We start from the raw sequence: 26,294 nt of genomic DNA, 5'->3' as shown, positions 1-26,294 counted from the left end.
TCTGATGAGATGACAACGAAGAAAGTGGGAGAAAAGCGCTGGGCTATGACTGGCGCCTCGAAACAAGGTTCACGTTGCAGACCTGTCTATTTTCGGGCGAAGCCATGAGCCCGACGAAGGGTGTCGGCGGGGCTGTAGGGTGGGGGATTTTCAGCCCGGACAAGGATCAGTCCATGGGTTTTAGCAAGCGCTAGGCTGGTTTATCGGTATTGACTGAAGCAGCCTCTGTCGCGACGTCCGGGGTTTCGCTCGGTCGCAGTCTGAAGCGACAGACGTGCCCGCCACGCACCATGCATTCGCTGTGTTCGACTTCACCGCCTCCCAGCGTGCCGATCAAGGCCAGGTCCAGCTCGCAGACCACCGGGTGGGCAGCGGCCAGGCGGTGGAAGACGCAGTTATGCGCGACGATTTCCGGGGTGCCGGCCGAGCGAAAAAACACCTCGGCTTCGTAGCCCGCCTGGTTCATGTGCTGCACGATCCTGGCTTCATCCACGACCTGTTGTTCACGCTCCAGAGCCAGCTTGTGGCCCATGCTGCGCATCAGTGAAGCCAGGGCTTCAGGACCGATGATGCCCGCCACTTCATCGATCAATACGCTGGCCAGTAGCTGATAGTGGCGAGGGAACTGCTCCCGCGCGTGGTCGGTGAGCCGATACAACTGCTCCGGACGACGACCCGTCGGACGGGTGTCGCCGCGCAGCACCAGACCGTCACGCTCCAGCGCCGCCAGGTGTTGGCGGATCGCCGTGCGCGTGACGGCCAGATGTTCAGCCAGCTCGTCAATGCTCATGCCGCCCGCATGGTGCAGCAGCGCATTGAGCAGGTCTTGCTGTGTTCGGCCCAGTCCTTCCAGCATGGGGTGCCCTCGCGCGATATCAGAACTTGTCCGGGAATTGCTTGACCAGCGCGCCGGTCAACGCGTCGGCCAGGGCCAGGATGTGCGTACGCATCATCGCCCAGGTACGGGCCTCGCCGGCGTAATCGTGCGCGGCAAACTCATCGATCTGGGCAACGTGGTGACCGCCATGGGCTGACAACATGTTGACCAGTGTGGCTTCAGGCAGATTGGGGTTGGCGCTGGCCAGGAACGCCGCAATTGCCTTGGCATTGCTGGTCAACTCGGTGACGGCGGCCTGCTTGCCCTTGGCATCCTTGGCCACCGTGGCATCGCTGTAGTGTTTCACCGCGCCCCAATGGCCGGCAAGCAGCTTGAGCAATTGATCCGCCGCCGGTTGGCCGTAGAGCGGGGCGATGCTATTGGCGATTTTGGTGGCGTTGTCGACGACTTGATCGGCCGCGACTTTGGCTTGCTTATGGTCGGCGGTTTGATTGGCCAGCGTGTAGTTTCTGATCCAGAAAATGTGTTCAACCCAAAGGTCACGCTCGGCCAGGCGCGTGGTCAGCGCGGGGCTGTCGGCAGCGGTAGGATAGGCGGTGGGCGTCTGGCTCCAGACCGGTTGCGCGCACAAAGCCAGCAGGAGCAAAGCCAGGGTTTTGATATTCATGACGGCACCCTCTGAGAATGGGAACGTTCGACAATATCAATATAGGCATAAAAATATGTTTTTATTGGGTCGTCGCAAAGTCTCGGATCAACGGTCGCATTTCGTCATGGGAAAGCCAGGCTTCACCCAGGTTCTACAGCCCTTCACCCAGGCGTTTGAGGTAGTCGGGACTTTCGCTGATCGAGTTATGCCCCGTCCCCGGTATCACCTGCAGCGATGCCACGCCTTTGGCGAAGTGTGTATACAAACGCTCGGTACTCGAGCGCGGAATCACCTCGTCATGCTCGGCGGCTATCAATACCGTCGGCACCGTAATGCGGGCGGCGTACTGCCAGGACTGGTATTTGTCCTTCAACAACCAACGCACCGGAAACCAGCGGAACTGACGGGCGGCGAGCCCTTCGAGGCTGTTGTAGGGCGTGATCAGCACCAGCCGTGCCACCGGGCGCTGGCTGGCCAGGCGCACGGCGACCCCGGAACCCAGGCTGCGTCCGACCACCGCCACATGCGGATGGGTGGTATGCACCAGGTCGAACAAGGTGAGGGCGTCGCGGGCGATGGCCTCTTCCGAAGGCGAGCCGGAACTCCCGCCGTAACCACGGTAATGCAGCAGATACAGTGCATGGTCAGGGAACGCTTGCGTGAACTCAGGCAAGTTGCGCGAGACATCTTCGGCATTGCCGCCAAAATAAATCAGCGCGTCGGGACCTTCGTGAGGACGGATGGTAACCAGCACCTGTGCGTCGGCGACCGGCAATTCGAGCAGGGTAGCGGCTGTCCCGACGGCGCGTGGTTGCGGGTAATAAATCAGCGCCCGCTGAAACACGAACAGCGCTACGCACAGCGCCAGGTATGACGCAGCGACGATGACGACGAGTAACACCAGGGTGCGCGACATTCGGCTAACGTTAGTGGGCGGCATTGACTGCTCGGGGTTCGAAAGTGGCTGGCGCCGCAAGGCTTTCTGAGTGTAGTCAATCGCCCCTTGGCGCGGTTATCCGGGTTGTCGGTGCAACAGGTCTGATCCGGGCGACTGGTGAGAAACGTTTTATGAGCCATCCTGTGGGTTACACCCGTAGAGAAATACTCACGCTGGCTGCCGGTGCTTCGGTGGTCTTCACGTTCGGTCCGGCGGGTGCTCAACCCGTTCCGTCGACGGGAACAGGAGGCGAGACCATGCAGACCCGTGCCATTCCTTCCAGCAACGAGTCCTTGCCGATCGTAGGGTTGGGCACTTATCGCGGATTCGATGTCGAGCCTTCGCAACCGGCTTACAAAGACTTGCCCGCAGTGCTGGACGCGTTGTTCGACAAGGGCGGCAAGCTGATCGACAGCTCGCCGATGTACGGTCGCGCCGAACAGACCGTCGGCGAACTGCTGTCGATCCATGAACCGCGCTCGCCGGCGTTCCTGGCCACCAAGGTGTGGACCCGGGGGCGCGAAGAAGGCATCGCGCAGATGGAGCAATCCTTTGCCCTGTTGCAGACCGACCGGATCGACCTGATGCAGATCCACAACCTGCTGGACTGGCAGATTCACCTGCCGACATTGCGCCACTGGAAGGAAAAAGGGCGCATTCGCTACATCGGCATCACCCATTACACGGCGTCGGCCTATGAAGAAGTGGAGGCGGTACTCAAGGCCGAGCCTCTGGATTTCTTACAGATCAACTACGCCCTGGATGATCGCGGCGCCGAGCAACGCCTGCTGCCCTTGTGCCGTGAGCTTGGCGTGGCGGTGATCTGCAATCGGCCGTTCGGCGGTGGTGGGTTGCTCGCCAGGCTGAAGGATAAGCCGCTGCCAGGCTGGGCGGCGCAAGTCGGGGTCAAGAGCTGGCCGCAACTGGCGCTGAAGTTCCTGCTGTCGCATTCGGCGGTGACGTGCGTGATTCCGGGCACTGGCAACCCGCGCTACATGGCGGAAAATGCCCGGGCCGGATTCGGCCCGATGCTGACCGATGCCCAGCGTCAGCAACTGATTGCACTGGTGGGGTAGGCGGGCCGGCGAGTCCCGGAACCTCTCCTATACTGTCTCGCGACCCTGCCGTTGAAAGCGCATTCGTTGCCCTGACGGCGTCCCTGTCCATCACTGCAAGGAGATCGAACATGGCTATCCGCATTGGCGATGAAGCACCGGATTTCACCGCCGAAACCACCGAAGGTACCCTCAACTTTCACCAATGGATCGGCGATGGGTGGGCCATCCTGTTTTCCCACCCCAAGGATTTCACCCCGGTGTGCACCACCGAACTGGGATACCTGGCCAAACTCAAGCCGGAATTCGACAAGCGCAACACCAAGGTCCTCGGCCTCAGTGTCGACCCGGTCAGTGATCACCACCGCTGGGTCGGTGACATTGCCGAAACCCAGGGCAGCGCGGTCAACTATCCGCTGATCGGCGACGAAAACCTGGTGGTGGCCAAGCTCTACGACATGATCCACCCCAATGCCAGCGGCGGCGCGCGCACGGCGGTAGATAACGCTACGGTGCGTTCGGTGTTCATCGTCGGCCCGGACAAGAAGGTCAAGGCCATGCTGATCTACCCGATGAGCGCCGGGCGCAACTTCGATGAAGTGCTGCGCCTGCTCGATTCCCTGCAACTGAATGCCAAGCACACCGTCGCCACGCCAGTGAACTGGCGGCCGGGTGAAGACGTGATCATCCCGACCTCGGTGTCTGACGAAGATGCGAAGAAGAAATACCCGGATGGCTTCAAGACCTTGAAGCCGTATCTGCGGACCGTGGCGCAACCGAAGTAACTGCAGCGAGCCTTGAAATCGCTTTCGCGAGCAGGCTCGCTCCCACAGGTTTCTGAGTTTTCTTCAGTTATGTGCTTCAACTCGGACACTGTGGGAGCGAGCCTGCTCGCTCAGAACTTCAATTCAAACCAGATACTTGCGAAACCACCCCAACGTCCGCTCCCACGCCAGTTTCGCCGCCGCCTCGTCGAAGCGCGGCGTGGAGTCGTTGTGGAAACCATGATTGCAGCCCGGATAAATGTAGGCCTCATAGGTCTTGCCCCCGGCCTTCAACGCTTTCTCAAAGGCAGGCCAGCCCTCGTTGATCCGCGTATCCAGCTCGCCGTAGTGCAGCATCAGCGGGGCCTTGATGCGGGGCACGTCCTCGACCGCTGGCTGACGACCATAAAACGACACGGCGGCACCCAGTTCCGGATAGGCCACGGCAGCGGCGTTGGTCACGCCACCGCCGTAGCAGAATCCGGTGATGCCGACCTTTGCGCTGGCGGCAGGGTGTTTCATCATCCACTCGACGGCGGCGAAAAAGTCGTTCATCAGCTTTTCCGGGTCGACCGTGGCCTGAAGCTCGCGGCCCTTGTCGTCATTGCCCGGATAACCGCCGACCGAACTCAGGCCGTCCGGGGCGAGGGCGATGAAACCGGCCTTGGCCAGCCGCCGGGCCACATCTTCGATGTACGGGTTGAGCCCGCGGTTTTCATGCACGACCACCACTGCTGGCATTTTGCTGGTGGCCTTGGCCGGACGCACCAGATAACCACGAACCTGGCCGTGGCCCTTGGGCGACGGGTAGGTGACGTATTCGGCAACAATTTCCGGATCGGTGAACGCGACCTGCTCGGCCAGAGCATAGTTAGGGCTTAGCGCGGCGAGCAAGGCTCCAGCGGTCAAACCTGCGAAGGTAAATAACGCCGCGCGATCGAGAAACTCCCGACGGTCGATCTTGCCGTGGGCGTAGTAGTCGTAGAGCTCCAGCAGTTCGGGAGCAAAGTCTTTGGCTGTGAGGCGGGTCATCGGCGGAGTTCCTCTCGGCTGGTTCAAAGCAGTCCCTGTGGGGATGGCAAAATCTCATTTCAGGCTCTGCGCACCGGCCTTTGCTATTTGCGCATCCTGCTCAGGCTTGACGCCGGACACCCCGACAGCGCCAATCACCTGACCATCGAAAACAATCGGCACGCCACCCTCCAGCGAAGTCAGCAAGGGTGCTGACAGAAAAGCGTAGCGCCCACCGTTGATCATGTCCTCATAGCTTTTCGATTCGCGCCGCCCGAGGGCTGAGGTGCGTGCCTTTTCGGTAGCGATATAGGCGCTGCCCGGCGCGCAGCCGTCGAGGCGTTCGAGGGCCAGCGGGTGGCCGCCGTCATCGACCACCACGATGGTCACGGCCCATTGATTGGCCTGGGCTTCGGCGCGGGCGGCTTTGATGATCTGGCTGACTTCGGTCTGGCTCAGGACGGCTTTGCGGTTCATGGGCATCTCCGGGGTTCGGTTAAGGCAGGGCGGCTTCAACCAGTTCGATCCAGTGCCGCACCGGGGTTCGGCCCGCGCCGTCGAGGTGCGACTGGCAGCCGATGTTGGCCGTGACTATGACCTCGGGCTGGCCGCTTTCCAGGGCGTTGAGCTTGTTGTCGCGCAGTTGTCGCGACAGTTCGGGCTGGGTCAGCGAATAGGTGCCCGCCGAACCGCAGCACAGGTGCCCGTCGGGAACGGACGTCAGGTTGAAACCGAACCCGGTCAGCAGTGCTTCCACGGCGCCGCCGAGTTTCTGCCCGTGCTGCAAGGTGCAGGGGCAATGGAAGGCCAGGCGTTGCGAGGCGTGGATGCCAAGTTGCTCCAGTGGTTCGTCGCGCAACACTTCCACCAGGTCCCGGGCCAGCGCACTGACCTTGTTCGCCTTGTCGGCATAGGCCGGGTCGCTGGCGAGCAGGTGGCCGTAATCCTTGATGAAGGCGCCGCAACCGCTGGCCGTCTGCACAATCGCTTCGGCGCCTTTTTCGATGCTCGGCCACCACGCATCGATGTTGCGCCGGGCGCGATCGAGGCCGGCGGCCTGGGCGTTCAGGTGATAGTCCACGGCACCACAGCAACCGGCTTCGCGGGTCGCGATGACGCTGATCCCCAGCCGGTCGAGCACCCGCGCCGCCGCGGCATTGGTGTTGGGCGAGAGGCTGGGCTGCACGCATCCTTCGAGCATCAGCACCTGACGCTCACGCAGGGTCATGGGCCGTGGTTTGGCCGGGTAGATTCTGCGCGGCAACTTGCCTTGCAGGGGACCGGGCAGCAGAGCGCGAAATACCTGACCGCTACTGACCAGGCTTTTGAACACATCGGGATGTGGCACGGTCTGACGCAACCCCTCGCGCAACAGGCGCTGACCGAGCGGGCGCGGCACCGCCGCATCGACCACCGCCCGCCCTATGTCCAGCAGGTTGTGGTAATCGACGCCCGACGGGCAGGTGGTTTCACAGTTGCGGCACGAGAGGCAGCGGTCCAGGTGCTGTTGGGTCTTTTGTGTGACGTCGTTGCCTTCCAGCACTTGCTTGATCAGATAGATGCGGCCCCGCGGTCCGTCCAGTTCATCGCCGAGCAATTGATAGGTCGGGCACGTGGCATTGCAGAACCCGCAATGCACGCAGGTGCGCAGGATGCTTTCGGCTTCTGCGGCGCGGGGCAGATGGCTGGCGGGTTCACTCAAGGTCGTCTGCATGGTTCAAAGCTCCGCGTACAGGCGTCCGGGGTTGAAGATGCCCCGTGGATCGAGCTGTTGTTTCAGGTTGCGGTGATAACGCATCAGTGCCGGGGCTAGCGGCTGGAACGGAGTGTCAGTCAGACCGTGGCTGAAACAGGTGGCATGGCCGCCGACCTCTTCGACGACCTGGCGGATGAACGCTGCCTCGGCATCGGATTTCAACCAGCGCTGGGCGCCCCCCCAGTCGACCAGCTGGCGGCCCGGCAGTGTCAGGCTTGGCGTGTTGTGCGGCAGTGAAAGGCGCCAAAGCGGCTGGTCTTCATCGAAGAAACTCAAGCGCTGCTCGTTCAGATCGTCCCAGTATGAAGCGTCCAGCCGTTCGCCACCGAGGCGATCATGGGCCGCCGCCACCGAACCTTCACCGCCCTCGAGCCGCAGGTGCAGGCGTGAACCGTCGTGACAGGCGGCACTGATCGGCAACGGCTGCTGGCCCCATTCCGCCAGGCGGAGCAAGGCCTGTGAGGTGTCCATTTCCAGGCTGATACTGAGGCACTGCCGGGGTTTGGGCAGGACTTTGAGCGAGACTTCAGCGATCAGTCCAAGGCAGCCGTAACTGCCGGCCATCAGGCGCGACAGGTCGTAGCCGGCGACGTTTTTCATCACCTCGCCACCGAAGCGCAACAGCTTGCCTTGCCCTGTGATGACCCGCGTGCCGAGTACGAAATCGCGCACCGAGCCAGCCCAAGGGCGCCGTGGCCCGGACAGCCCGCAGGCGATCATGCCGCCGACCGTGGCACTGTCGCCAAAGGCCGGCGGTTCGCAGGGCAGCATCTGTTGCGCGGCATCCAGCACTTGTTCCAGCTGCGCCAACGGCGTACCGCAACGAGCTGTGATCACCAGTTCGGTCGGGTCGTAACTGACGATGCCCCGGTGCGAGCGGGTATCGAGTATTTCCCCGGCCGTGGTACGGCCGAGGAAGCCCTTGCTGTTGGATCCCTGGATGCGTAACGGCGTGGCGTTTTCCAGCGCCCGGTTGACCTGTTCCAGCAGCGACTGGCTGTCATCGAACTCTTCAGGGCTGCGCATCAGAAACGCTCCAGCTCAGGGAAGGGCAATTGCCCGCCGTGCACGTGCATGGCACCGAATTCGGCGCAGCGGTGCAGGGTCGGAATGTTCTTGCCGGGGTTGAGCAGGCCGCTCGGGTCGAAGGCGGCTTTGATGGCATGGAACAGGGTCAGCTCATCGCTGTTGAACTGCGCGCACATCTGGTTGATCTTCTCGCGACCCACGCCATGTTCACCGGTGATGCTGCCACCGACTTTCACGCACAGCTCCAGAATCCTGCCGCCCAGGTCTTCGGCTCGAGCAAGTTCACCGGGTTGATTGGCGTCGAACAGAATCAACGGATGCATGTTGCCGTCGCCGGCGTGGAACACGTTCGCCACCCGCAGGCCGTATTCGTTCGAGAGCTCGGCGATGGCCTGCAGCACGCCGGGCAGTTCGCGACGGGGGATGGTGCCGTCCATGCAGTAATAGTCCGGCGAGAGGCGGCCCACTGCCGGGAAGGCATTCTTGCGCCCGGCCCAGAAACGTACGCGTTCGGCTTCGTCTTTCGCCTGACGCAACTCGATTGCGCCGGCCTGTTGCAGTACCTGGCGCACCCGCTCGCAGTCATCCTGGACATCGGCTTCGACACCATCGAGCTCGCACAGCAGAATGGCCTGGGCGTCCACCGGATAACCGGCGTGGATGAAGTCCTCGGCGGCGCGGATGGCCAGGTTGTCCATCATTTCCAGGCCACCGGGGATGATGCCGGCGGCGATGATGTCGCCGACGGCACGGCCGGCTTTTTCCACGGAGTCGAATGCTGCCAGCAGCACTTTGGCGGTCTGCGGTTTGGGCAGCAGCTTGACCGTGACTTCGGTGATGACCCCGAGCAGGCCTTCGGAGCCGGTGAACAGCGCCAGCAGGTCGAAACCGGGGGCATCGAGGGCGTTGGAGCCCAGGCTCAGGTGCTCGCCATCGACGGTGAGGATGTCGACCTTCAGCACGTTGTGCACGGTCAGGCCGTACTTCAGGCAGTGTACGCCACCGGCATTTTCCGCCACGTTGCCGCCGATGGAGCAGGCGATTTGCGAGGACGGATCCGGCGCGTAATACAGGCCGAACGGTGCCGCCGCCTGGGAAATCGCCAGATTGCGTACGCCGGGCTGAACCCGCGCAGTACGGGCGGCGGGGTCGATGTGCAGGATGTTGTTGAAGCGCGCCATCACCAGCAGCACGCCTTTCTCCAAAGGCAAGGCGCCACCGGACAAACCGGTGCCCGCGCCACGGGCCACGACGGGGACGTGCCGTTCATGGCAGACGCGCAGTACCCCTTGCACTTCGTCGATGTATCGGGGCAGCACCACCAGCATCGGGGTGGTGCGATAGGCCGAGAGCCCGTCGCATTCGTAGGGCTTGAGTTCCTCCTGCTGATGGAGGATTTCCAGATTCGGCAAGCGGGTTTTCAGGGCGTGCAACAGCGCCTCTTTGTCGACGTCGGGCAGGGCGCCGTCAACGCGTTCATCGTAGAGAATGTTCATGGGGTGACGATTCTCGCTGGAGGCCACAGACCTTCATCATTGGCCTGATGCAGCCGACTGTCCATGGGGTATTTGTCAGCCTGAAGCGGGCATTCATTCGATGAATGTGCGCGGAAAATGCCAACGCACGGGCGACTGGGCCCGGGCGTTGCAAGCGTTGTAAGCAGGGCGCGCAGACTCAATGCCCGCCTACCACCATATGGCTGAACGGCGCGACGTAGGCCTGCAACGTCACCAGTCCACCGACCAGAATCGCCAGCACGATTGAGTGGAAGAACACGTAGCGCAGGATTTCCCCTTCATGGCCGTACCAGCGGGTGGCGGTGGAGGCGACCACGATCGACTGGGCGTCGACCATCTTGCCCATGACCCCGCCGGAGCTGTTGGCGGCGGCCATCAGCACCGGGCTGATGCCCAACTGCTCGGACGTCACCCGTTGCAAGCCGCCGAACAGCACGTTGGACGCCGTGTCCGAGCCGGTCAACGCCACGCCGAGCCAGCCGAGCAGGGTGCCGAACATCGGATAGAAGATGCCCGTCGCGGCGAAGGCCAGGCCCATGGTTGCGTCCAGGCCGGAGTAGCGCGTGAGGAAGCCCAGGGCAAGCATTGCCGCAATGGTGATCAGCGAGAAACGCACAACCCACAGGGTGCGCAGGTACTGGTGGATCAGTTGCGGGATCGAGTAACCCATCAGCAAGCCGCCGACAATCGCCGCCAGCAGAATGCCGCTGCCGGTCGCGGTGAACCAGGTGAACTTGTACACCGCTTCTTCGGTTTTCGGCGCGGGCACCACGGGTGGGACTTTCTCGACCTGCAGGTGCAGGGTGGTGAAGGTCACGACCGGCGCAAACACCGGGTTCGCCTCGCGCAGCGGTTTGCCCTGGGGGTCGAGTTTGGCGGCGCTGGTTTGCGGGTCGATGGCGAGGCGGGTGTCGAAGGTGTTCTTGAAGCCCTGGGTGCCCCAGATGAACACGAAGATCGTGAGGATGATCCACGGCATCCACGCACGCATCACTGCCGGCTTTGCCTCATTGGCAAAGGTTGCAGTCGGTACAGGCTTTTCGTCGTGCTCGGCATCGATCTTCGAGTTGTCGACCCGGCCGGACAGGGCGGCGGAAGTGTGTACCGTGGCCGGTTTCCACACCCTGAGGAACCCGGCCAGGCAGGCCATGGAAATCAGTGCGGCAATCACATCCACCAGCATTGGTCCGTGATAGTTGGACACCAGGAACTGCGGCACGGCAAAACTGACCCCGGTCACCAGGATCGCCGGCCAGATTTCCAGCATCTTGCGCCAGCCGGCAAAGGCCCAGATCAGCCAGAACGGCACCAGCACCGAGAAGAAAGGCAACTGCCGGCCGACCATCATCGACAGCTCCATTTCATCCAGCCCGGTGACCTTGGCCAGGGTGATGATCGGCGTGCCGAGGGCGCCGAACGCCACGGGGGCGGTGTTGGCGATCAGCGCCAGCCCTGAAGCGGCGAGCGGCGAAAATCCCAGCCCGATCAGAATCGCGCCAGTCACTGCCACCGGCGTACCGAAACCGGCCGCACCTTCGAAAAACGCACCGAAGCAGAAGGCGATCAGGAGCAATTGCAGGCGCCGGTCATCGGTGATGCGTGCCAGGGAGTCTTGCAGCACCTTGAACGAGCCGTTCTCGGTGGTCAGGCGGTGCAGGAAGATGATGTTCAACACAATCCAGCCAATTGGCAGCAAACCGTTGGCTGCACCGAACAGCGCTGCGGAGCCTGCCATGTTCGCCGGCATGCCGAAGGCGAAGATCGCGATCAGCAAGGCCGAGGCCAGGGCGAGCAACGCCGCCAGGTGCGCCTTGACATGGAAAAACGCGAGGGACGCCAGCATCACCACCACCGGTATGGCGGCCATGAGCGTTGACAGCACCGGGTTGCCGAACGGATCGTAGACTTGCTGCCAGACCATGTTCCACCTCTGCTTTTATTGTTGGACGTGCAGATCCCCTGGGGGGAGGTGGTCTTGAGTATAGGTGGCCTTGCGCCGTTGCCAGGGCAGGCCTCCGGTCCAGCGGGTCTACGCATTTGCGGGGGCTGAGCTAGCATTGCCGATAGGCTCGCAATCCATAGGCGAGAGGAAAGCAGCAATGACTGAGCGCCATGAGATTCACAAGGAAACGCTGTCGAACGGATGCCGGATTGAAGTCAAGGCCGAGATCTTGAAGGACGGGTCATTGGGCATGTTCATTGGTGTCTATTGGCCGGACGGCACCGTCATCAATGAGAACCACGATCCACGGCCGCACATGATGGACATGGAGGCGGCGATGGATTGGGGGATCGATATTGCCAAGGGGATTGGCAACAGCCAGCGAACGTTGTGAGCGGTTCCCGTCCGTACCCGGGCGACCGACGGTCGCCGTCAGAACCCGAACGAACGAGCCAAGCCTTTTGCCAGCTCGACATCCAGTAGATGCTCGACCAGCACGTCATTCAAAAAACGGAACTGATCATTGAGCCCGACCACTTCGTTGCTGAAGTGATGATCGGCTGCCGGAATCAGCAACGCCTCGAAATTTTTGTCGAACATCAGAGTCAACTCTTTACGTGACTCGAATTCCTGCGCGTAGAAATTGTTGCCGAACACCGGAAAATGCACGGCGAGGGTGACGGTGTGAATCATGACGTTTGCTCCTCGCTCAGGACGTACCAGGAAAACACACCCAATGTGAGCGCCGTCAGGGCCAGGCAGGTCAGCAGATGGATCAGCATGATGTTCCCCTCCGATTCGGGGTTTCGTGTTGGCTTGGGATCGATCCTACGCTGACGGCCATCAAGCGGAAGGCAATCGCGGCGATGGTGATTATCGACGCAAGTGATGGTGGTTTTTGTGCTGTTGATGCGGGTCCGCGAAGGCGGCTTCGGGAGCACCGCCACCTATACTTAAACCGTGGGTTACGCGTGTCGGGTATTTCGCCCGGTGCAAACTCCAGGAAGCCGCCATCTTGAACCTGCGTTCGCTGATCATTGCCGTGCTGGTGGTGTTGGCGGGGTGTGCTACGCCTGTGCGCGCACCAGTGGAAGTGGCACCGGTCATCGTTATTCCTGCCAGCACCTGGCAACAAGTGGACCGGGAGATCGTCGCCGCGTCGCAGGCGGCGACCGAGGAGACCAAAATCTACGCCCGCGGCGCCATGGAATACTGGCGCACACGGGTCTATGAATTGACCGAACAGAATTTCATTCCGTGGTTCAGCAGTTACTGGACCCAGGAATGGCTGTCGATGAAGGTCAGCTGGTACACCATCAGCGCCAAGGGTGAGCAGGACGTCGTGGAAAAACACCTGGCGGCGTACCTGCTCGAAGCCTATCAGGAGAAGGTCCTGGCCCCGGCGGCCGTGGAAGTCGATCCCGATGCGATTCTCGGCCTGGCAGCGGCGTTCTATGTCGATATCCTCAAGGAAGAGCTGCAGAAAATCTCCAACCGCCACGGCGTGCCGATGGCCCAGCTCAACGGGCGCATCCAGAAAGTCCCGGCCATCGCCCTCGGGCCTCCGCCGACGAGGGACGCCTCGTTGTACCAGGTCGCGCATACCGAACCGCTGAACTCCTTGCCGGCCTTCGCCGCGCTGATCGACAAAGTCCATAAGGCCGGTGGCGACAAGGGGGTGGGCTCGACCGACACCGCGATGGCGCCGGTGGCCAGGCGCGCCAGCCGGCGCATGGAAGCCGAGATGGCCCCGCGCGGGGCCGCCAGCGCCGTGGCCGCAGCGACGGGGAAACTGGCCGGTGGCTTGATCACGCTAGGGGTGGCTGGCATTCGCGCATTCATCCAGGCCTTTGACCGGCCCGATAGCGAGGCGCTGATTCGCCGTAGCCTGGGCAATACCTTCGACAAGGCCTGGACCAAACTGGTGCAGAGCCCGACCAGCGGCGTCATGGCCGCCACGCTGTACATGGCGGCGCAGATCGAAGGCAGCCTGGCGGACCGCACTACACCGCCGGTCGGTTTGGGCACCGGCACTGTCGATCGGACGCCGGCGCAAGCGACTACCCGGCAGAACACCCCATGACCCCAGGAGAAACACTCATGTCTTACGTCGATGGTTTTATCGCTGCCGTACCCACCGCCAACCGTGAGCAATACATCATGCACGCCAAAGTCGCCGCCTTGGTCTTCAAGGAAAACGGTGCCTTGAACGTGGTCGAATGCTGGGGCGAGGATGTCCCGGAAGGCAAGGTCACCTCGTTTCCAATGTCGGTGAAGCTCAAGGAAGGCGAAACCGTTGCCTTTGGCTGGATCATTTGGCCTGACAAGGCCACCCGCAATGCCGGAATGGGCAGGATGATGCAGGACCCGCGCATGAAACCGGACGTCAATCCAATGCCCTTCGATGGCCAGCGCATGGTCTACGGCGGGTTCGAAGTGCTCCTCCAGGCCTGACGCTGCACGCGGGATCACTCCGGCGTCGGGGTGATCCTGCAACTCTTGCGCTGCCGGATTTCCTCGTCCGTCGGCCGCTCGTGGATGAACTCGAAGCGCGGCTCACCTTCGCTGTAATGCACCAGCCAGCCCCATTCCAGCTTGAGTTCATCCTGACCTGGCTCGGGCGGTCTGGCCCACCATGGCTCTTTGCTGAGGATCTGTCGCATGGCCCCCTCCGCTTTCTCGGGATGCTAGGGGGCGTTCTCAATTGGTTTTCGCGGCGTGAAAACCAATTGAAAACGCTCCCTGGAACTATAACGCGCCTGCCGGACGGTGCCAGAAATGCGCTGGCCGGTACGCAAGGGTTGAGTACACTCAGGCAGTCTTCCCAAGAGGTGTCCGGCATGAACGAAGAGTCCCGCGAACCGTTCAAGCGTCTGTTCTTTGCGCTCGATTGCGCTCCTGCCCAGCGCCGGGACATCGCCCAGTGGCGCAGTGCGCTGCAACTGCGCAACGGGCGGCCGGTGCCGGCGGAAAACTTTCACCTGACGCTGAAGTTTCTGGGGGCGGTGGGTGTGGCGCAGATTGCCGACATCTGCACCGCAGCGGCGTCCATCCGCACACCTGGCGAGCGCTTGACGGTGGTGCTGGACCGGCTGGATGTGTGGCGCAGGGCAGGGGCGCTGGTGCTCGCGCCGGAGCAGGCGCCCCCGGCATTGCTGCGATTGGTGTATGCGCTGGAACAGGCGATGTTGCCGTTCGGTCTGGAGGAAGCCCCCAGGGAATACCGTCCGCACCTGACCCTGGCGCGGCAGTATCGGGCGCCGGTGCCGGAGTCCGCGACCGCGCCGCAATTCTTCCTGCGTGCCGACCGGTTCGTCCTGTTCGAATCCCACAAGGGCCGCTATCGGGCGCTGGCCCAATGGCCTTTGATTGATCCCCAATAAAAAAAGGTTCTTCTCGGATTGTCGGGAAAGTTTTTTTGCTCTGTAGCTGTGAGTGCTGCGAGCTTATCCATTTGCCAGTGTGGCGCTGAATCACCTCGGCAAATGGATAAGCTCACAACTCACAACTCACAACTCACAACTCACAACTCACAACTCACAACTCACAAAACCAACGCCAACGCCAACGCCAACGCCAATCTTCCCCGGTAATCCGTGATGAACCATAAAAAAGGCGCCCGAGGGCGCCAAACTTCACCTTGACCGAGGGAGCCCAGGTGAGGCCGTTCTACTGCAGGAGAGGCAGCGGTGGTAAGGCGCTGCGTGAACGGAAAAGGTTGAAGCACTCACTATCTAATGTGGGAGCGGGCTTGCTCGCGAAAGCGGTGTGTCAGCCAGCATTGATGTTGAATCTGATGGCCTCTTCGCGAGCAAGCCCGCTCCCACACTTGATCGGCGGTGTTCTGGATTACTGGCCGAGTTTCACCTTGGTCCAGCCACGGGTCATGATCCGCTGGATGGCGATCGGCTGGTCCGGCACGGCATAGAGCGTGGCCATTACCGCTTCCGGCGGGTAGGAGCCCGGATCGTTGCGGATCGCTTCATCGACCAACGGCGTGGCCGCCGCGTTAGCGTTGCTGTAGCCGATGTTGTTGGTGACGTCGGCGATCACGTCGGGGCGCATCAGGAAGTTCATGAACAGGTAGGCGTTCTCGACGTTGGCGGCATCGCGGGGGATGGCGAGCATGTCGTAGAAACTGGCGGCGCCTTCTTTCGGGATGCTGTAGTCGATCTTCACCTTGTCCCCGGCTTCCTGGGCGCGGGCCTTGGCCTGCAGCACGTCGCCGGAGTAACCCACGGCCACGCAGATGTTGCCGTTGGCCAGGTCCGAGATGTATTTCGACGAGTGGAAGTACGCCACGTTCGGGCGAATCTTCATGAACAGCGCCTCGGCTTCGGCGATGTGCTGTTTATTCTGATCGTTCACCGGGTAGCCCAGGTAGTGCAGGGCGGTCGGGATCATTTCTGTCGGCGAGTCGAGGAAGCTGATGCCGCAGGCTTTTAGCTTCTCGGCGTTTTCCGGTTTGAACAGCAGGTCCCAGGAGTTGGTCGGGGCGTTGCTGCCGAGTACTTCCCTGACCTTCTGCGGGTTGAAGCCGATGCCGATCGAACCCCACATGTACGGGATCGCGTGGGCGTTTTCAGGATCGCTCGCGGAGGCGTTCTTCAGCAGCACCGGGTTGAGGTTTTTCCAGTTCGCAAGCTTCGACTTGTCCAGCGTCTGGTAGACGCCGGCCTTGATCTGCTTGGCCAGGAAACTGTTGGATGGCACGACGATGTCGTAGCCGGATTTGCCCGCCAGCAGGCGTGCTTCAAGGGTTTCGTTGCTGTCGAACACATCATAGGTCACCTGGATGCCGGTCTCGTCTTCGAACTTCCTGACGGTATCCGGGCCAATGTAATCCGACCAGTTGTAGACGCGCAGAACCTTGTCATTGGCCTGGGCGCCAGTGGCGATTGCGCCCAATAAGGACAGTGTCAGCAGAGTCCTGCCAAACATTTTCATCGGTACAACTCCATTTCTTTTCTTATTCAAATCACGCAGTAAATAAGCTTTCACGCTCCTTGTAGGAGCGAGCCTGCTCGCGAAAACTCAAGGACGACGCGTTCATTCAGATAGCCCACGCCTTCGTTGACGTCCATCGCGAGCAAGCTCGCTCCTACAGGGGTGGCCTCAGGCCGTCGCTTCTGCCATTTGCTTTTTCGGTTGTTGCCAGGATTCGCTGGCGGTCTGGTCCATGGCTTCCTGGATCGCACGCTTGCGGCTCTCTTCGGCACGACGGCTGAAGAACCAGACCATGAAGGTCACGATCGACACCGCCAGCAGAATCAGGCTGGCCACGGCGTTGATCTCGGGCTTCACGCCCAGACGCACCGCCGAGAACACTTCCATCGGCAGGGTCGTGGAACCCGGGCCGGACACGAAGCTCGCCAGCACCAGGTCATCCAGCGACAGAGCGAATGACATCATGCCGCCGGCCGCCAGTGACGGCGCGATCATCGGGATGGTGATCAGGAAAAACACCTTGAACGGCTTCGCACCCAGGTCCATGGCCGCTTCTTCGATGGACAGGTCCAGCTCGCGAAGGCGGGCGGAGACCACCACCGCCACGTAGGCCGCACAAAACGTGGTGTGGGCGATCCAGATGGTGACGATGCCGCGTTCCTGCGGCCAGCCGATCAACTGCGCCATGGCCACGAACAGCAGCAACAGCGACAGACCGGTGATCACCTCAGGCATTACCAGCGGCGCAGTCACCAGGCCACCGAACAGGGTGCGGCCCTTGAAGCGGGTGATGCGCGTCAGCACGAACGCAGCCAATGTACCCAGTGCCACCGCCGCCACCGCCGTGTAGCAGGCGATTTCCAGCGAGCGCACCACCGAGCCCATCAGTTGCGAGTTGTCGAGCAGGCCGACGTACCACTTGATCGACCAACCGCCCCACACCGTTACCAGCTTCGAGGCGTTGAACGAGTAGATCACCAGAATCAGCATCGGCAGGTAGATAAACGACAGGCCGAAAATCAGCATGAACTTTGAAAATCCGAAGCGTTTCATCCCCGTGCCTCCATCTCTTTGGCCTGGCTGCGGTTGAACAGCAGAATCGGCACAATCAGGATCAACAGCATCACCACCGCCAGGGCAGACGCCACCGGCCAGTCGCGGTTGTTGAAGAACTCTTGCCACAACACACGGCCGATCATCAGGGTTTCCGGACCGCCGAGCAGTTCCGGAATCACGAACTCACCGACCACCGGGATGAACACCAGCATGCAGCCGGCGATGATGCCGTTCCTGGCCAACGGCACGGTGATTTTCCAGAAGCTGTTGAAGGTGCTCGAACCCAGATCCGATGCGGCTTCCAGCAGACTCGGGTCATGCTTGACCAGGTTGGCGTACAGCGGCAGCACCATGAACGGCAGGTACGCATACACCACGCCGATGTAAACGGCGGTGTTGGTGTTGAGGATCTCGATCGGGTGCGACGTCAGGCCGGTCCACATCAGGAATGCGTTGAGCAGACCGTTGTTGCTGAGGATGCCCATCCACGCGTAGACGCGGATCAGGATCGCGGTCCAGGTCGGCATCATGATCAGCAGCATCAGGACGTTCTGCGCTTCCTTGCTGGCCTTGGTGATGGCGTAGGCCATCGGGAAGCCGATCACCAGGCACATCAGGGTGCTGAACAGCGCGACCTTCAACGAACCCAGGTAGGCGGAGAGATACAGCTCATCTTCGCCCAGCAGGGAATAGTTGCCGATGTTGAGCAACAGCTGGAATTTCTGCTCGGCGTAAGTGTAGATCTCCGAGTAGGGCGGAATGGCCAGGGCCGCTTCCGAGAAGCTGATCTTCATCACCAGGAAGAACGGCAACAGGAAGAACAGACACAGCCACAGGAACGGAATCCCGATGACGAACTTGCGCCCGCTGGGAACCAATCTGAGAAATTGCTGATTGAAGGTTTTCATGCGCGCAGTACCACGCCGCTGTCGTCTTCCCACCACACGTAGACCTGATCGTCCCAGGTCGGACGCGCGCCACGGCGTTCGGCGTTGGCCATGAACGACTGGACGATCTTGCCGCCAGGCAGCTCGACGTAGAACACCGAGTGGCCGCCGAGGTAGGCGATGTCATGCACCTTGCCGCTGGACCAGTTGTAGCGGTTCTCGGGCTTGAGGGTGCTGACCAGCAGTTTTTCCGGGCGGATCGCGTAGGTGACCGATTTGTCCTGCACCGACGTGCTGACGCCGTGGCCGACGTAGATCTTCTGCTCCAGGTCCGGGCTGTGGATGATCGCGTGACCTTCCAGGTCTTCGACCACGGTGCCTTCGAAGGCGTTCACGCTGCCGATGAATTCGCAGACCATGCGGCTGACGGGGGCTTCATAGATGTCGACCGGGCTGCCGATCTGGGCGATCCAGCCCAGGTGCATGATCGCGATGCGCTGGGCCATGGTCATGGCCTCTTCCTGGTCGTGGGTCACCATCACGCAGGTCACGCCCACGCGCTCGATGATCTCCACCAGCTCCAGCTGCATTTGCGAGCGCAGCTTCTTGTCCAGGGCGCCCATTGGCTCGTCGAGCAGCAGCAGCTTCGGTCGCTTGGCCAGGGAACGGGCCAGGGCCACGCGCTGACGCTGGCCGCCGGACAGTTGGTGCGGCTTGCGCTTGGCGTACTGGGTCATGTGCACCAGGCGCAGCATTTCCTGCACGCGGGCTTCGATTTCGTCCGCTGGCAAACGGTCCTGCTTGAGGCCGAAGGCAATGTTCTGCGCGACCGTCATGTGCGGGAACAGCGCGTAGGACTGGAACATCATGTTGATCGGTCGTTCGTACGGCGGCATGTCGGTGATGTCGACACCGTCGAGCAGAATCCGCCCTTCGGTCGGGCGCTCGAAACCGGCGAGCATGCGCAGCAGGGTCGATTTGCCGGAGCCGGAACCGCCGAGCAGGGCGAAGATTTCACCTTGGTGGATTTCCAGGGACACATCGTCCACTGCGGTGGTTTCGTCGAATTTCTTGGTGACGCGATCGACTTTCACCAACACCTTTTTCGGTGCCTGGTGACCTTCAATTGCCTTCCTGTAAATGCTGGAGGCGTTTGCCATGTGAAACTCCCAACAGGTTTCAGTCGCCAGGCCAACACGGCCTGGCTTAATAGTGGATTGCAAACCCGTATCGGAGACTTCGGTCAGAACGCAGACCCTGTGGGAGCGTTTACCTGATCGAGCTCACCCGTACCGCTCGGGTTTATTCGGCGCCGCCATCCTGGCTGCCTTTCGTACTTGTTGTTATTGCAGTGTGTTGTTGTCGCGGGTGACGGACGCGCAAAGGCACGCCCGCCTGACCCACGGGGGCAGAAAATCGTTTGTTCGTGTTTTTACGTCAGCGCGAGTGACGCAGCACCGCCCGTTGCCGGCAGGCTTCGCCGAACGCCTGGAAAATACTCAAATAAGGAGGGTTGTTCAGGACCTGCCATTCCGGGTGCCATTGCACGCCGAGGGCGAAGGCCTTGCTGTTCTCCACCGACACCGCCTCGATCAGGCCATCGGGTGCGACGGCTTCGGCGCGCAGGCCGGGCGCCAGGCGGTCGATGCCCTGGCTGTGAATCGAGTTGACCTGGAACACCGCCGGCAGGTCCAGCGCTTCGAACACGCCACCGGGCTGCACATTCACCGCATGGGCCGGCGCGTATTGCACGGCCAGATCCGGGTGATTGGCTTCGCGGTGATCAAGCAAGCCTGGGAGTTCATGGACTTTCTGATGCAGGCTGCCACCAAACGCCACGTTCATTTCCTGGAAACCCCGGCAGATGCCGAGGACCGGAACGCCGGCAGCGATGGCTGCGCGGATCAGCGGCAGGGTGGTGCGGTCCCGTTGCGGATCGTGCTCCGTACCGGGGGCGCTGTCGGGGCCTTGATAGTGGAAGGGTTCCACGTTCGACGGCGAGCCGGTCAGCAACAGACCGTCGAGCTGCGGCAGCAGGTCATCGATTTCGGTCAGTTCAGCCAGGGAAGGAATGACGACGGGCAGCCCCAGCGCAGCAACGCTGACAGCACGCAAGTACTTGTCGCCGCTGATGTGGTAGGGGTGCAGGCCAATCTGTTTGACGCACGCAGTAACGCCGATCAATGGCTTGAATGCCATTTTTATCACCTCGAAGTTTCACACTTGAACGAGCTTTTCCGGAGCTTAGCCTCGTTGATTTTAATTAACAACTCCCATGTAAAAAATTCTAAACGCCACACGTCCGATCTTCAGGGTTTATGCGTGCTCGAGGGCTTTTCTGGCACTGTCGGCGTTCTGAAAGGCCCGAAAATAAACGTTGAATGGCTGAGTGTTCGCTATTGACTTCACTTTGCCTTTCGGATTGACTGGGCTCGTGAAAGAGCGGTGAACATAATAATTAACAGTAAAAAATAGGTGCATCATGTCGGTCCCTCTGCGTGCCGTTCAACTCAACGAAGCAAACGCATTCCTTAAGAAACATCCTGAGGTTTTGTACGTCGACCTTCTGATTGCGGATATGAACGGTGTGGTGCGCGGCAAGCGCATCGAGCGCACCAGTCTTCATAAGGTTTACGAGAAAGGCATCAACCTGCCGGCGTCTCTGTTTGCTCTGGACATCAACGGTTCCACGGTGGAAAGCACCGGCTTGGGTCTGGACATCGGCGACTCTGACCGGATCTGCTACCCAATCCCGGGCACCCTGAGTATCGAACCCTGGCAGAAGCGCCCGACTGCGCAACTGCTGATGACCATGCACGAACTCGAAGGCGAGCCATTCTTCGCCGATCCGCGGGAAGTGCTGGCCAATATCGTGCGCAAGTTCGACGACATGGGCCTGACCATCTGCGCCGCGTTCGAACTGGAGTTCTACCTGATCGACCAGGACAACGTGAACGGTCGTCCGCAATCGCCACGTTCTCCGGTATCCGGCAAGCGTCCGATGTCGACCCAGGTGTACCTGATCGACGACCTCGACGAATACGTCGACTGCCTCCAGGACATTCTGGAAGGCGCGAAAGAGCAGGGCATCCCGGCTGACGCCATCGTCAAGGAAAGCGCCCCGGCGCAATTCGAAGTGAACCTGCACCACGTGGCCGACCCGATCAAGGCCTGCGACTACGCGATCCTGCTCAAGCGTCTGGTGAAGAACATCGCCTACGACCACGAGATGGACACCACCTTCATGGCCAAGCCGTATCCGGGCCAGGCAGGTAACGGTCTGCACGTGCACATTTCGGTTCTCGACAAAGAAGGCAACAACATCTTTGCCAGCGAGGATCCCGAGCAGAACGCCGCACTGCGTCACGCGATCGGCGGTGTGCTCGAGACCCTGCCGGCGCAGATGGCGTTCCTCTGCCCGAACGTCAACTCGTATCGTCGTTTCGGAGCGCAGTTCTACGTGCCGAACTCGCCGAGCTGGGGCATCGACAACCGCACCGTGGCTGTCCGTGTACCCACCGGCTCAAAGGACGCCGTGCGCATCGAGCACCGTGTAGCCGGTGCCGACGCCAACCCGTACCTGCTGATGGCTTCGGTATTGGCGGGCGTGCACCACGGCCTGACCAACCAGATCGAACCGGGCGCCCCGGTGGAAGGCAACAGCTACGAGCAGAACGAGCAGAGCCTGCCGAACAACCTGCGCGATGCCCTGCGCGAACTGGACGACAGCGAAGTCATGGCGCGCTACATCGACCCGACATATATCGACGTGTTCGTGGCATGCAAGGAAAGCGAGCTGGCCGAGTTCGAGAACTCCATCTCCGACCTTGAGTACAACTGGTACCTGCATACCGTTTAAGACGGATCACACCGATCAACTGTGGGAGCGAGCCGGCTCCGGGCGGCGTTCCGACGAAGGCGGCGGTTCAGTCAGCATTGATGTTGTCTGACACACCGCTTTCGCGAGCAGGCTCGCTCCCACAGGGAACTGTCTTTCAAATCCTTGAATGACCGATCAGTCCGACTACCTATTCCCCTGCGTCGAGTCACAACCATGACAAACACTCGCAGCGATTGGGAGCAACGCTTCCAGTCCCTCTCTATTGAAGGTCGCGCATTCATTGACGGCCAATACTGCGCGGCCGCCAGTGGCGCCACGTTCGAATGCATCAGCCCGGTAGACGGTCGTTTCCTGGCAAACGTCGCCAGCACCGACGAAGCTGACGCCAATGCCGCGGTCGCCGTGGCGCGCCGCACGTTCGAATCCGGCGTCTGGGCCAACCTGGCTCCGGCCGAGCGCAAGCGTGTCCTGATCCGTTTCGCCGACCTGATACTGGCAAACCGTGAAGAGCTGGCCCTGCTCGAAACCCTCGACATGGGCAAGCCGATCAGCGATTCCATGAGCATCGACATTCCGGCGACCGCCAACGCGATCCGCTGGACAGCCGAAGCCATCGACAAGATCTACGACGAAGTCGCCGCCACACCCCAGGATCAGCTTGGTCTGGTGACGCGCGAAGCGGCCGGTGTGGTCGCGGCCATCGTGCCGTGGAACTTCCCATTGATCATGGCCAGCTGGAAATTCGCCCCGGCCCTGGCCATGGGCAACTCGTTCATCCTCAAGCCTTCGGAAAAATCGCCACTGACCGCGATCCGCATCGCGCAACTGGCGCTGGAAGCGGGCATCCCGAAAGGCGTGTTCAACGTGCTGCCGGGCTACGGCCACACCGTCGGCAAGGCGCTGGCGTTGCACATGGACGTCGACGTGCTGGCCTTCACCGGCTCCACGGCGATCGCCAAGCAGCTGATGATCTACGCCGGGCAAAGCAACATGAAGCGCGTTTGGGCCGAAGCGGGGGGCAAGAGCCCGAACGTGGTGTTTGCCGACGCACCGGATCTGCGCGCGGCGGCACAGGCTGCGGCCAGTGGCATCGCCTTCAACCAGGGTGAAGTCTGCACCGCTGGTTCGCGCTTGCTGGTGGAGCGTTCGATTCGCGAGCAATTCATGCCATTGCTGGTGGAAGCCCTGCAAGCCTGGAAGCCGGGGCACGCGCTCGATCCTGCAACCACCGTCGGCGCAGTCGTCGACCAGCGTCAACTGGACAACGTGCTGCGCTACATCGAAGTCGGCAAGCAGCAGGGCGCCCAACTGATCGCCGGTGGCAGCCGCACCCTCGAAGACACCGGTGGCCAGTACGTGGAACCGACGATTTTCGACGGCGTAAGTAACGCCATGACCATCGCCCGGGAAGAAATCTTCGGCCCGGTGCTGTCGGTCATCACCTTCGACACCGCTGAAGAAGCCCTGGCGATTGCCAATGACAGCATCTTCGGCCTGGCCGCCGGCGTATGGACCAGCAACCTGAGCAAGGCCCACACCTTCGCCCGTGGCCTGCGTGCCGGCAGCGTCTGGGTCAACCAGTATGACGGCGGTGACATGACCGCGCCGTTCGGCGGGTTCAAGCAATCGGGGAACGGTCGGGACAAATCGCTGCACGCGTTCGACAAATACACCGAACTCAAGGCGACCTGGATCAAGCTCTAACACCTTTGAACGGCGGTCGCCTGCACGTTGCCGGCGGCCATCGGAGAAACCTATGAAACAAGAATCTGTTAAACAAAAGCACGTAAACAGCTACTACGCCGCTACCCGCAACTTCACCGGCGATTTCCCGGTGCTGGAAGGGGCGGTGGACTGCGACGTCTGCGTGATCGGCGCCGGCTACACCGGCCTGTCCTCGGCGCTGTTCCTCGCTGAAGCGGGCTACAGCGTGACCGTGCTGGAAGCGGCCAAGGTCGGTTTCGGCGCCAGCGGTCGCAACGGCGGCCAACTGGTCAACTCTTACAGCCGAGACGTCGATGTCATCGAAGAGCGTTACGGCGACAAGACCGCCGAAGTCCTCGGCAGCATGATTTTCGAAGGCGCCGACATCATTCGTCAGCGCATACAGCACTACGACATCCAGTGCGATTACCGTCCCGGCGGCATCTTCGCGGCGATGAACAAGAAGCAGTTCAAGGGCCTGGCCGAGCAGAAGAAGAGCTGGGAACGCTACGGCAACAAGAACCTGACACTGCTCGGCGAAGCCGACATCAAACGCGAAATCGGTTCCGACGCCTACGTCGGCGGTCTGCTGGACATGCAGGGCGGCCACATTCACCCGCTGAACCTGGCCCTCGGCGAAGCCTCGGCCATCATCGGCCTCGGCGGCAAGATCTACGAGCAATCGGCGGCGGTGGAAATCAACTACGGCGAGCCAATCACCGTGCGCACCGCCAAAGGCCTGGTGAGGGCCAAGTACCTGTTGATCGCCGGTAACGCCTACCTGCCACAGGGGCTCGACAACCGCGTGACCAGCAAGAGCATGCCGTGCGGTTCGCAGATCGTCGTCACCGAGCCGTTGTCGGAAAAACAGGCCCGCAGCCTGATCAAGCACAACTACTGCGTCGAAGACTGCAACTACCTGCTCGACTACTACCGCCTGACCGCTGACAACCGCCTGCTGTACGGCGGTGGCGTGGTCTACGGTGCTCGTGAACCGGACGACATCGATCAACTGATCCGCCCGAAAATCCTCAAGACCTTCCCGCAATTGAAGGACGTGAAGATCGACTACCGCTGGACCGGCAACTTCCTGCTGACCATGTCGCGCATGCCGCAATTCGGCCGTATCGAGAAAAACGCCTACTACATGCAGGGCTACAGCGGCCACGGCGTCACCTGCTCGCACCTGGCCGGCAAACTGATCTCGGAAATGATCCGTGGCGACGCCGAGCGTTTCGACGCGTTTGCCTCGCTGCCGCACATGCCAATGATTGGCGGGCGCACTTTCTCGGCACCGTTGACCGCTCTCGGTGCCGTGTACTACTCGCTGCGCGACCGTTTCGGTATCTAGGCTTTACCTCGCCGGCGGCTGCCCCAAAAAGGTGCCGCCGGTTTTTTATCTGACACACCGCAGTCTACTTGTGGGAGCGAGCCTGCTCGCGAAGAGGTCATATCAGTCAAAATAGATGGCGCCTGACACACCGCTTTCGCGAGCAGGCTCGCTCCCACAGATTGTGCAACTTCATTGTAAATGGCTATTTTCCCAGCCGTTTATCGAACCTGCTGAGCATTACGAATAAACGTGATTTAATAGCCGCCTTTCACGTTTCCGGGAGCGGAAAACGGCGTGATCCGCGCCTGCACTCCACCCCTCCATTATCCCTGCAGGAGCGAGCTTGCTCGCTCCTGCAGGTTGGCGCATAAGGCTGTCATGGACACGGGCTCACGACTCAAATTAGTACGCGAAAGCTACAAACTGTCCCAGCGCGAGCTGGCCCGGCGTAGCGGCGTCACCAATGCAACCATCTCCCTGATCGAACAGAATCGGGTCAGTCCTTCCGTCAGCTCCCTGAAAAAGTTGCTGGAGGGCATCCCCATGTCCCTGGCCGACTTCTTCACCTTCGATCAGCCACCACGCGAACACCAGTACGTCTTCCGCGCCAATGAACAGCCTGACCTTGGCCGCCATGGCCTGCGCCTGTTGCTGATCGGCGCATCCGTGCCGAGTCGGCAGATGCGCCTGCTGCGCGAGCAATACGCGCCGGGTGCCAGTTCGGGTGAAGAGCCGATCGTGCATTCCGAAGGCGAGGAGTGTGGGCTTGTCACCCGTGGCACTGTGGAGTTGACCGTGGACGGGCAGGTGAGTGTGCTGAATGCCGGGGATGGCTATTACTTCCCGACGACCTTGCCGCATCGGTTTCGCAACATCGGGGCGGATGAGGCTGAGATTATCAGTGCGAACACGCCGGCGAACTTCTGATGGTGCGCAAGGGTAATCAGCGGGTTGGTTGAAACCGCTTTTATCCTGTAGAACAAAAAATCCGATGCCTGTTCAGGGATCGGATTTTTTTATGCAACTTT

At 61.2% G+C, this 26,294-nt stretch carries 26 protein-coding genes; 10 read left to right on the top strand and 16 right to left on the bottom strand.

Features of this window, described 5'->3' with window-relative positions; all coding sequences use genetic code 11:
- Positions 1-190: 190 nt before the first annotated feature.
- The 3 genes from CAF65_RS20770 to CAF65_RS20760 all read right to left on the bottom strand — a co-directional run bounded on the left by CAF65_RS20770 (position 191) and on the right by CAF65_RS20760 (position 2,427).
- Complete coding sequence (locus CAF65_RS20770) at positions 191-856, bottom strand: metalloregulator ArsR/SmtB family transcription factor (RefSeq protein ID WP_085717972.1); 666 nt, start codon at positions 854-856, stop codon at positions 191-193.
- A gap of 19 nt (positions 857-875) precedes the next feature.
- A complete protein-coding gene (locus CAF65_RS20765) occupies positions 876-1,505 on the bottom strand; it encodes a hypothetical protein (protein ID WP_085717971.1) in 630 nt (209 codons plus the stop codon).
- 133 nt (positions 1,506-1,638) lie between these two features.
- Positions 1,639-2,427, bottom strand: a complete 789-nt coding sequence (locus CAF65_RS20760) for an alpha/beta hydrolase (RefSeq protein WP_085717970.1) — start codon at positions 2,425-2,427, stop codon at positions 1,639-1,641.
- Between the two features lie 128 nt (positions 2,428-2,555).
- Between CAF65_RS20760 and CAF65_RS20755 the strand changes: the two genes are divergently transcribed.
- The gene (locus CAF65_RS20755) at positions 2,556-3,500 is read left to right on the top strand and encodes an aldo/keto reductase (protein ID WP_178076727.1); all 945 of its coding nucleotides are present in this window, start codon (positions 2,556-2,558) and stop codon (positions 3,498-3,500) included.
- A gap of 110 nt (positions 3,501-3,610) precedes the next feature.
- Positions 3,611-4,264, top strand: a complete 654-nt coding sequence (locus tag CAF65_RS20750) for a peroxiredoxin (protein ID WP_085717968.1) — start codon at positions 3,611-3,613, stop codon at positions 4,262-4,264.
- Between the two features lie 123 nt (positions 4,265-4,387).
- Here the strand turns inward: CAF65_RS20750 and yghX are convergent, their stop codons facing one another.
- From yghX to CAF65_RS20720, 6 genes are all read right to left on the bottom strand, one after another.
- Positions 4,388-5,275 carry a YghX family hydrolase gene (yghX, locus tag CAF65_RS20745; protein WP_085717967.1) on the bottom strand — a complete coding sequence of 296 codons (888 nt, stop codon included), beginning with the start codon at positions 5,273-5,275 and terminating at the stop codon, positions 4,388-4,390.
- Between the two features lie 54 nt (positions 5,276-5,329).
- Positions 5,330-5,731 carry a heme-binding protein gene (locus tag CAF65_RS20740; RefSeq protein ID WP_085717966.1) on the bottom strand — a complete coding sequence of 134 codons (402 nt, stop codon included), beginning with the start codon at positions 5,729-5,731 and terminating at the stop codon, positions 5,330-5,332.
- 19 nt (positions 5,732-5,750) lie between these two features.
- Positions 5,751-6,968, bottom strand: coding sequence for a glycolate oxidase subunit GlcF (glcF, locus tag CAF65_RS20735; RefSeq protein WP_085717965.1), 1,218 nt, complete (start codon positions 6,966-6,968; stop codon positions 5,751-5,753).
- 3 nt (positions 6,969-6,971) lie between these two features.
- Complete coding sequence (gene glcE, locus CAF65_RS20730; protein ID WP_085717964.1) at positions 6,972-8,036, bottom strand: glycolate oxidase subunit GlcE; 1,065 nt, start codon at positions 8,034-8,036, stop codon at positions 6,972-6,974.
- The gene (glcD, locus tag CAF65_RS20725; protein ID WP_085717963.1) at positions 8,036-9,535 is read right to left on the bottom strand and encodes a glycolate oxidase subunit GlcD; all 1,500 of its coding nucleotides are present in this window, start codon (positions 9,533-9,535) and stop codon (positions 8,036-8,038) included. The genes glcE and glcD overlap by 1 nt, the downstream gene beginning before the upstream one ends.
- Before the next feature lie 178 nt (positions 9,536-9,713).
- On the bottom strand, positions 9,714-11,477 hold the full coding sequence (locus CAF65_RS20720; RefSeq protein WP_085717962.1) for an L-lactate permease: 1,764 nt from the start codon (positions 11,475-11,477) through the stop codon (positions 9,714-9,716).
- A 178-nt stretch (positions 11,478-11,655) separates the two neighbouring features.
- Between CAF65_RS20720 and CAF65_RS20715 the strand changes: the two genes are divergently transcribed.
- Positions 11,656-11,892: a hypothetical protein gene (locus tag CAF65_RS20715; RefSeq protein ID WP_085717961.1), complete on the top strand. Its 237-nt coding sequence runs from the start codon at positions 11,656-11,658 to the stop codon at positions 11,890-11,892.
- A gap of 38 nt (positions 11,893-11,930) precedes the next feature.
- Here the strand turns inward: CAF65_RS20715 and CAF65_RS20710 are convergent, their stop codons facing one another.
- Positions 11,931-12,191, bottom strand: a complete 261-nt coding sequence (locus CAF65_RS20710) for a hypothetical protein (protein WP_085717960.1) — start codon at positions 12,189-12,191, stop codon at positions 11,931-11,933.
- 322 nt (positions 12,192-12,513) lie between these two features.
- Here CAF65_RS20710 and CAF65_RS20705 point away from each other — a divergent pair, with 322 nt between their 5' ends.
- A complete protein-coding gene (locus CAF65_RS20705) occupies positions 12,514-13,581 on the top strand; it encodes a hypothetical protein (protein WP_085717959.1) in 1,068 nt (355 codons plus the stop codon).
- A 17-nt stretch (positions 13,582-13,598) separates the two neighbouring features.
- Positions 13,599-13,952: a DUF1428 domain-containing protein gene (locus tag CAF65_RS20700; protein WP_085717958.1), complete on the top strand. Its 354-nt coding sequence runs from the start codon at positions 13,599-13,601 to the stop codon at positions 13,950-13,952.
- A 14-nt stretch (positions 13,953-13,966) separates the two neighbouring features.
- On the opposite strand, the gene CAF65_RS20695 is transcribed toward CAF65_RS20700, so the two are convergent.
- The gene (locus tag CAF65_RS20695; RefSeq protein WP_085717957.1) at positions 13,967-14,161 is read right to left on the bottom strand and encodes a hypothetical protein; all 195 of its coding nucleotides are present in this window, start codon (positions 14,159-14,161) and stop codon (positions 13,967-13,969) included.
- Positions 14,162-14,338: 177 nt separating this feature from the next.
- On the opposite strand from CAF65_RS20695, the gene thpR reads away from it, so the two are divergent.
- Complete coding sequence (gene thpR, locus CAF65_RS20690; RefSeq protein ID WP_085717956.1) at positions 14,339-14,881, top strand: RNA 2',3'-cyclic phosphodiesterase; 543 nt, start codon at positions 14,339-14,341, stop codon at positions 14,879-14,881.
- Between the two features lie 466 nt (positions 14,882-15,347).
- On the opposite strand, the gene CAF65_RS20685 is transcribed toward thpR, so the two are convergent.
- The 5 genes from CAF65_RS20685 to CAF65_RS20665 all read right to left on the bottom strand — a co-directional run bounded on the left by CAF65_RS20685 (position 15,348) and on the right by CAF65_RS20665 (position 20,587).
- Positions 15,348-16,445 (bottom strand): polyamine ABC transporter substrate-binding protein, encoded by a 1,098-nt coding sequence (locus CAF65_RS20685; protein ID WP_085717955.1) that lies wholly within the window; start codon positions 16,443-16,445, stop codon positions 15,348-15,350.
- Between the two features lie 168 nt (positions 16,446-16,613).
- Complete coding sequence (locus CAF65_RS20680; protein WP_085717954.1) at positions 16,614-17,498, bottom strand: ABC transporter permease subunit; 885 nt, start codon at positions 17,496-17,498, stop codon at positions 16,614-16,616.
- Positions 17,495-18,409 (bottom strand): ABC transporter permease subunit, encoded by a 915-nt coding sequence (locus tag CAF65_RS20675; RefSeq protein ID WP_085717953.1) that lies wholly within the window; start codon positions 18,407-18,409, stop codon positions 17,495-17,497. Before CAF65_RS20675 ends, CAF65_RS20680 begins: the two co-directional genes overlap by 4 nt.
- Complete coding sequence (gene potA, locus CAF65_RS20670; RefSeq protein ID WP_085717952.1) at positions 18,406-19,548, bottom strand: polyamine ABC transporter ATP-binding protein; 1,143 nt, start codon at positions 19,546-19,548, stop codon at positions 18,406-18,408. The genes CAF65_RS20675 and potA overlap by 4 nt, the downstream gene beginning before the upstream one ends.
- Positions 19,549-19,825: 277 nt before the next feature.
- Entirely contained in the window at positions 19,826-20,587 is a 762-nt protein-coding gene (locus CAF65_RS20665; RefSeq protein ID WP_085717951.1) for a gamma-glutamyl-gamma-aminobutyrate hydrolase family protein, read from the bottom strand.
- 283 nt (positions 20,588-20,870) lie between these two features.
- Here CAF65_RS20665 and CAF65_RS20660 point away from each other — a divergent pair, with 283 nt between their 5' ends.
- The 4 genes from CAF65_RS20660 (at position 20,871) to CAF65_RS20645 (ending at position 26,193) form a co-directional block, all read left to right on the top strand.
- Positions 20,871-22,247, top strand: a complete 1,377-nt coding sequence (locus tag CAF65_RS20660; protein WP_085717950.1) for a glutamine synthetase family protein — start codon at positions 20,871-20,873, stop codon at positions 22,245-22,247.
- Between the two features lie 195 nt (positions 22,248-22,442).
- Entirely contained in the window at positions 22,443-23,933 is a 1,491-nt protein-coding gene (locus tag CAF65_RS20655; RefSeq protein ID WP_085717949.1) for an aldehyde dehydrogenase, read from the top strand.
- Positions 23,934-23,985: 52 nt separating this feature from the next.
- Positions 23,986-25,284: an FAD-binding oxidoreductase gene (locus CAF65_RS20650; protein WP_085717948.1), complete on the top strand. Its 1,299-nt coding sequence runs from the start codon at positions 23,986-23,988 to the stop codon at positions 25,282-25,284.
- A gap of 360 nt (positions 25,285-25,644) precedes the next feature.
- On the top strand, positions 25,645-26,193 hold the full coding sequence (locus tag CAF65_RS20645; protein WP_007975263.1) for a cupin domain-containing protein: 549 nt from the start codon (positions 25,645-25,647) through the stop codon (positions 26,191-26,193).
- Positions 26,194-26,294 lie beyond the last annotated feature (101 nt).

Origin of the sequence: Pseudomonas sp. B28(2017), assembly GCF_002113025.1 — a bacterium.
In the GTDB taxonomy this organism is placed as follows: Bacteria; Pseudomonadota; Gammaproteobacteria; order Pseudomonadales; family Pseudomonadaceae; genus Aquipseudomonas.
This window is presented reverse-complemented; position numbering and strand designations above follow the sequence as displayed.

Coding starts and splice junctions, on each gene's coding strand:
- CAF65_RS20770 (WP_085717972.1), bottom strand. CDS start 856: ATGCTGGAAGGACTGGGCCGAACACAGCAAGACCTGCTCAATGCGCTG.
- CAF65_RS20765 (WP_085717971.1), bottom strand. CDS start 1,505: ATGAATATCAAAACCCTGGCTTTGCTCCTGCTGGCTTTGTGCGCGCAA.
- CAF65_RS20760 (WP_085717970.1), bottom strand. CDS start 2,427: ATGCCGCCCACTAACGTTAGCCGAATGTCGCGCACCCTGGTGTTACTC.
- CAF65_RS20755 (WP_178076727.1), top strand. CDS start 2,556: ATGAGCCATCCTGTGGGTTACACCCGTAGAGAAATACTCACGCTGGCT.
- CAF65_RS20750 (WP_085717968.1), top strand. CDS start 3,611: ATGGCTATCCGCATTGGCGATGAAGCACCGGATTTCACCGCCGAAACC.
- yghX (WP_085717967.1), bottom strand. CDS start 5,275: ATGACCCGCCTCACAGCCAAAGACTTTGCTCCCGAACTGCTGGAGCTC.
- CAF65_RS20740 (WP_085717966.1), bottom strand. CDS start 5,731: ATGAACCGCAAAGCCGTCCTGAGCCAGACCGAAGTCAGCCAGATCATC.
- glcF (WP_085717965.1), bottom strand. CDS start 6,968: ATGCAGACGACCTTGAGTGAACCCGCCAGCCATCTGCCCCGCGCCGCA.
- glcE (WP_085717964.1), bottom strand. CDS start 8,036: ATGCGCAGCCCTGAAGAGTTCGATGACAGCCAGTCGCTGCTGGAACAG.
- glcD (WP_085717963.1), bottom strand. CDS start 9,535: ATGAACATTCTCTACGATGAACGCGTTGACGGCGCCCTGCCCGACGTC.
- CAF65_RS20720 (WP_085717962.1), bottom strand. CDS start 11,477: ATGGTCTGGCAGCAAGTCTACGATCCGTTCGGCAACCCGGTGCTGTCA.
- CAF65_RS20715 (WP_085717961.1), top strand. CDS start 11,656: ATGACTGAGCGCCATGAGATTCACAAGGAAACGCTGTCGAACGGATGC.
- CAF65_RS20710 (WP_085717960.1), bottom strand. CDS start 12,191: ATGATTCACACCGTCACCCTCGCCGTGCATTTTCCGGTGTTCGGCAAC.
- CAF65_RS20700 (WP_085717958.1), top strand. CDS start 13,599: ATGTCTTACGTCGATGGTTTTATCGCTGCCGTACCCACCGCCAACCGT.
- CAF65_RS20695 (WP_085717957.1), bottom strand. CDS start 14,161: ATGCGACAGATCCTCAGCAAAGAGCCATGGTGGGCCAGACCGCCCGAG.
- thpR (WP_085717956.1), top strand. CDS start 14,339: ATGAACGAAGAGTCCCGCGAACCGTTCAAGCGTCTGTTCTTTGCGCTC.
- CAF65_RS20685 (WP_085717955.1), bottom strand. CDS start 16,445: ATGAAAATGTTTGGCAGGACTCTGCTGACACTGTCCTTATTGGGCGCA.
- CAF65_RS20680 (WP_085717954.1), bottom strand. CDS start 17,498: ATGAAACGCTTCGGATTTTCAAAGTTCATGCTGATTTTCGGCCTGTCG.
- CAF65_RS20675 (WP_085717953.1), bottom strand. CDS start 18,409: ATGAAAACCTTCAATCAGCAATTTCTCAGATTGGTTCCCAGCGGGCGC.
- potA (WP_085717952.1), bottom strand. CDS start 19,548: ATGGCAAACGCCTCCAGCATTTACAGGAAGGCAATTGAAGGTCACCAG.
- CAF65_RS20665 (WP_085717951.1), bottom strand. CDS start 20,587: ATGGCATTCAAGCCATTGATCGGCGTTACTGCGTGCGTCAAACAGATT.
- CAF65_RS20660 (WP_085717950.1), top strand. CDS start 20,871: ATGTCGGTCCCTCTGCGTGCCGTTCAACTCAACGAAGCAAACGCATTC.
- CAF65_RS20655 (WP_085717949.1), top strand. CDS start 22,443: ATGACAAACACTCGCAGCGATTGGGAGCAACGCTTCCAGTCCCTCTCT.
- CAF65_RS20650 (WP_085717948.1), top strand. CDS start 23,986: ATGAAACAAGAATCTGTTAAACAAAAGCACGTAAACAGCTACTACGCC.
- CAF65_RS20645 (WP_007975263.1), top strand. CDS start 25,645: ATGGACACGGGCTCACGACTCAAATTAGTACGCGAAAGCTACAAACTG.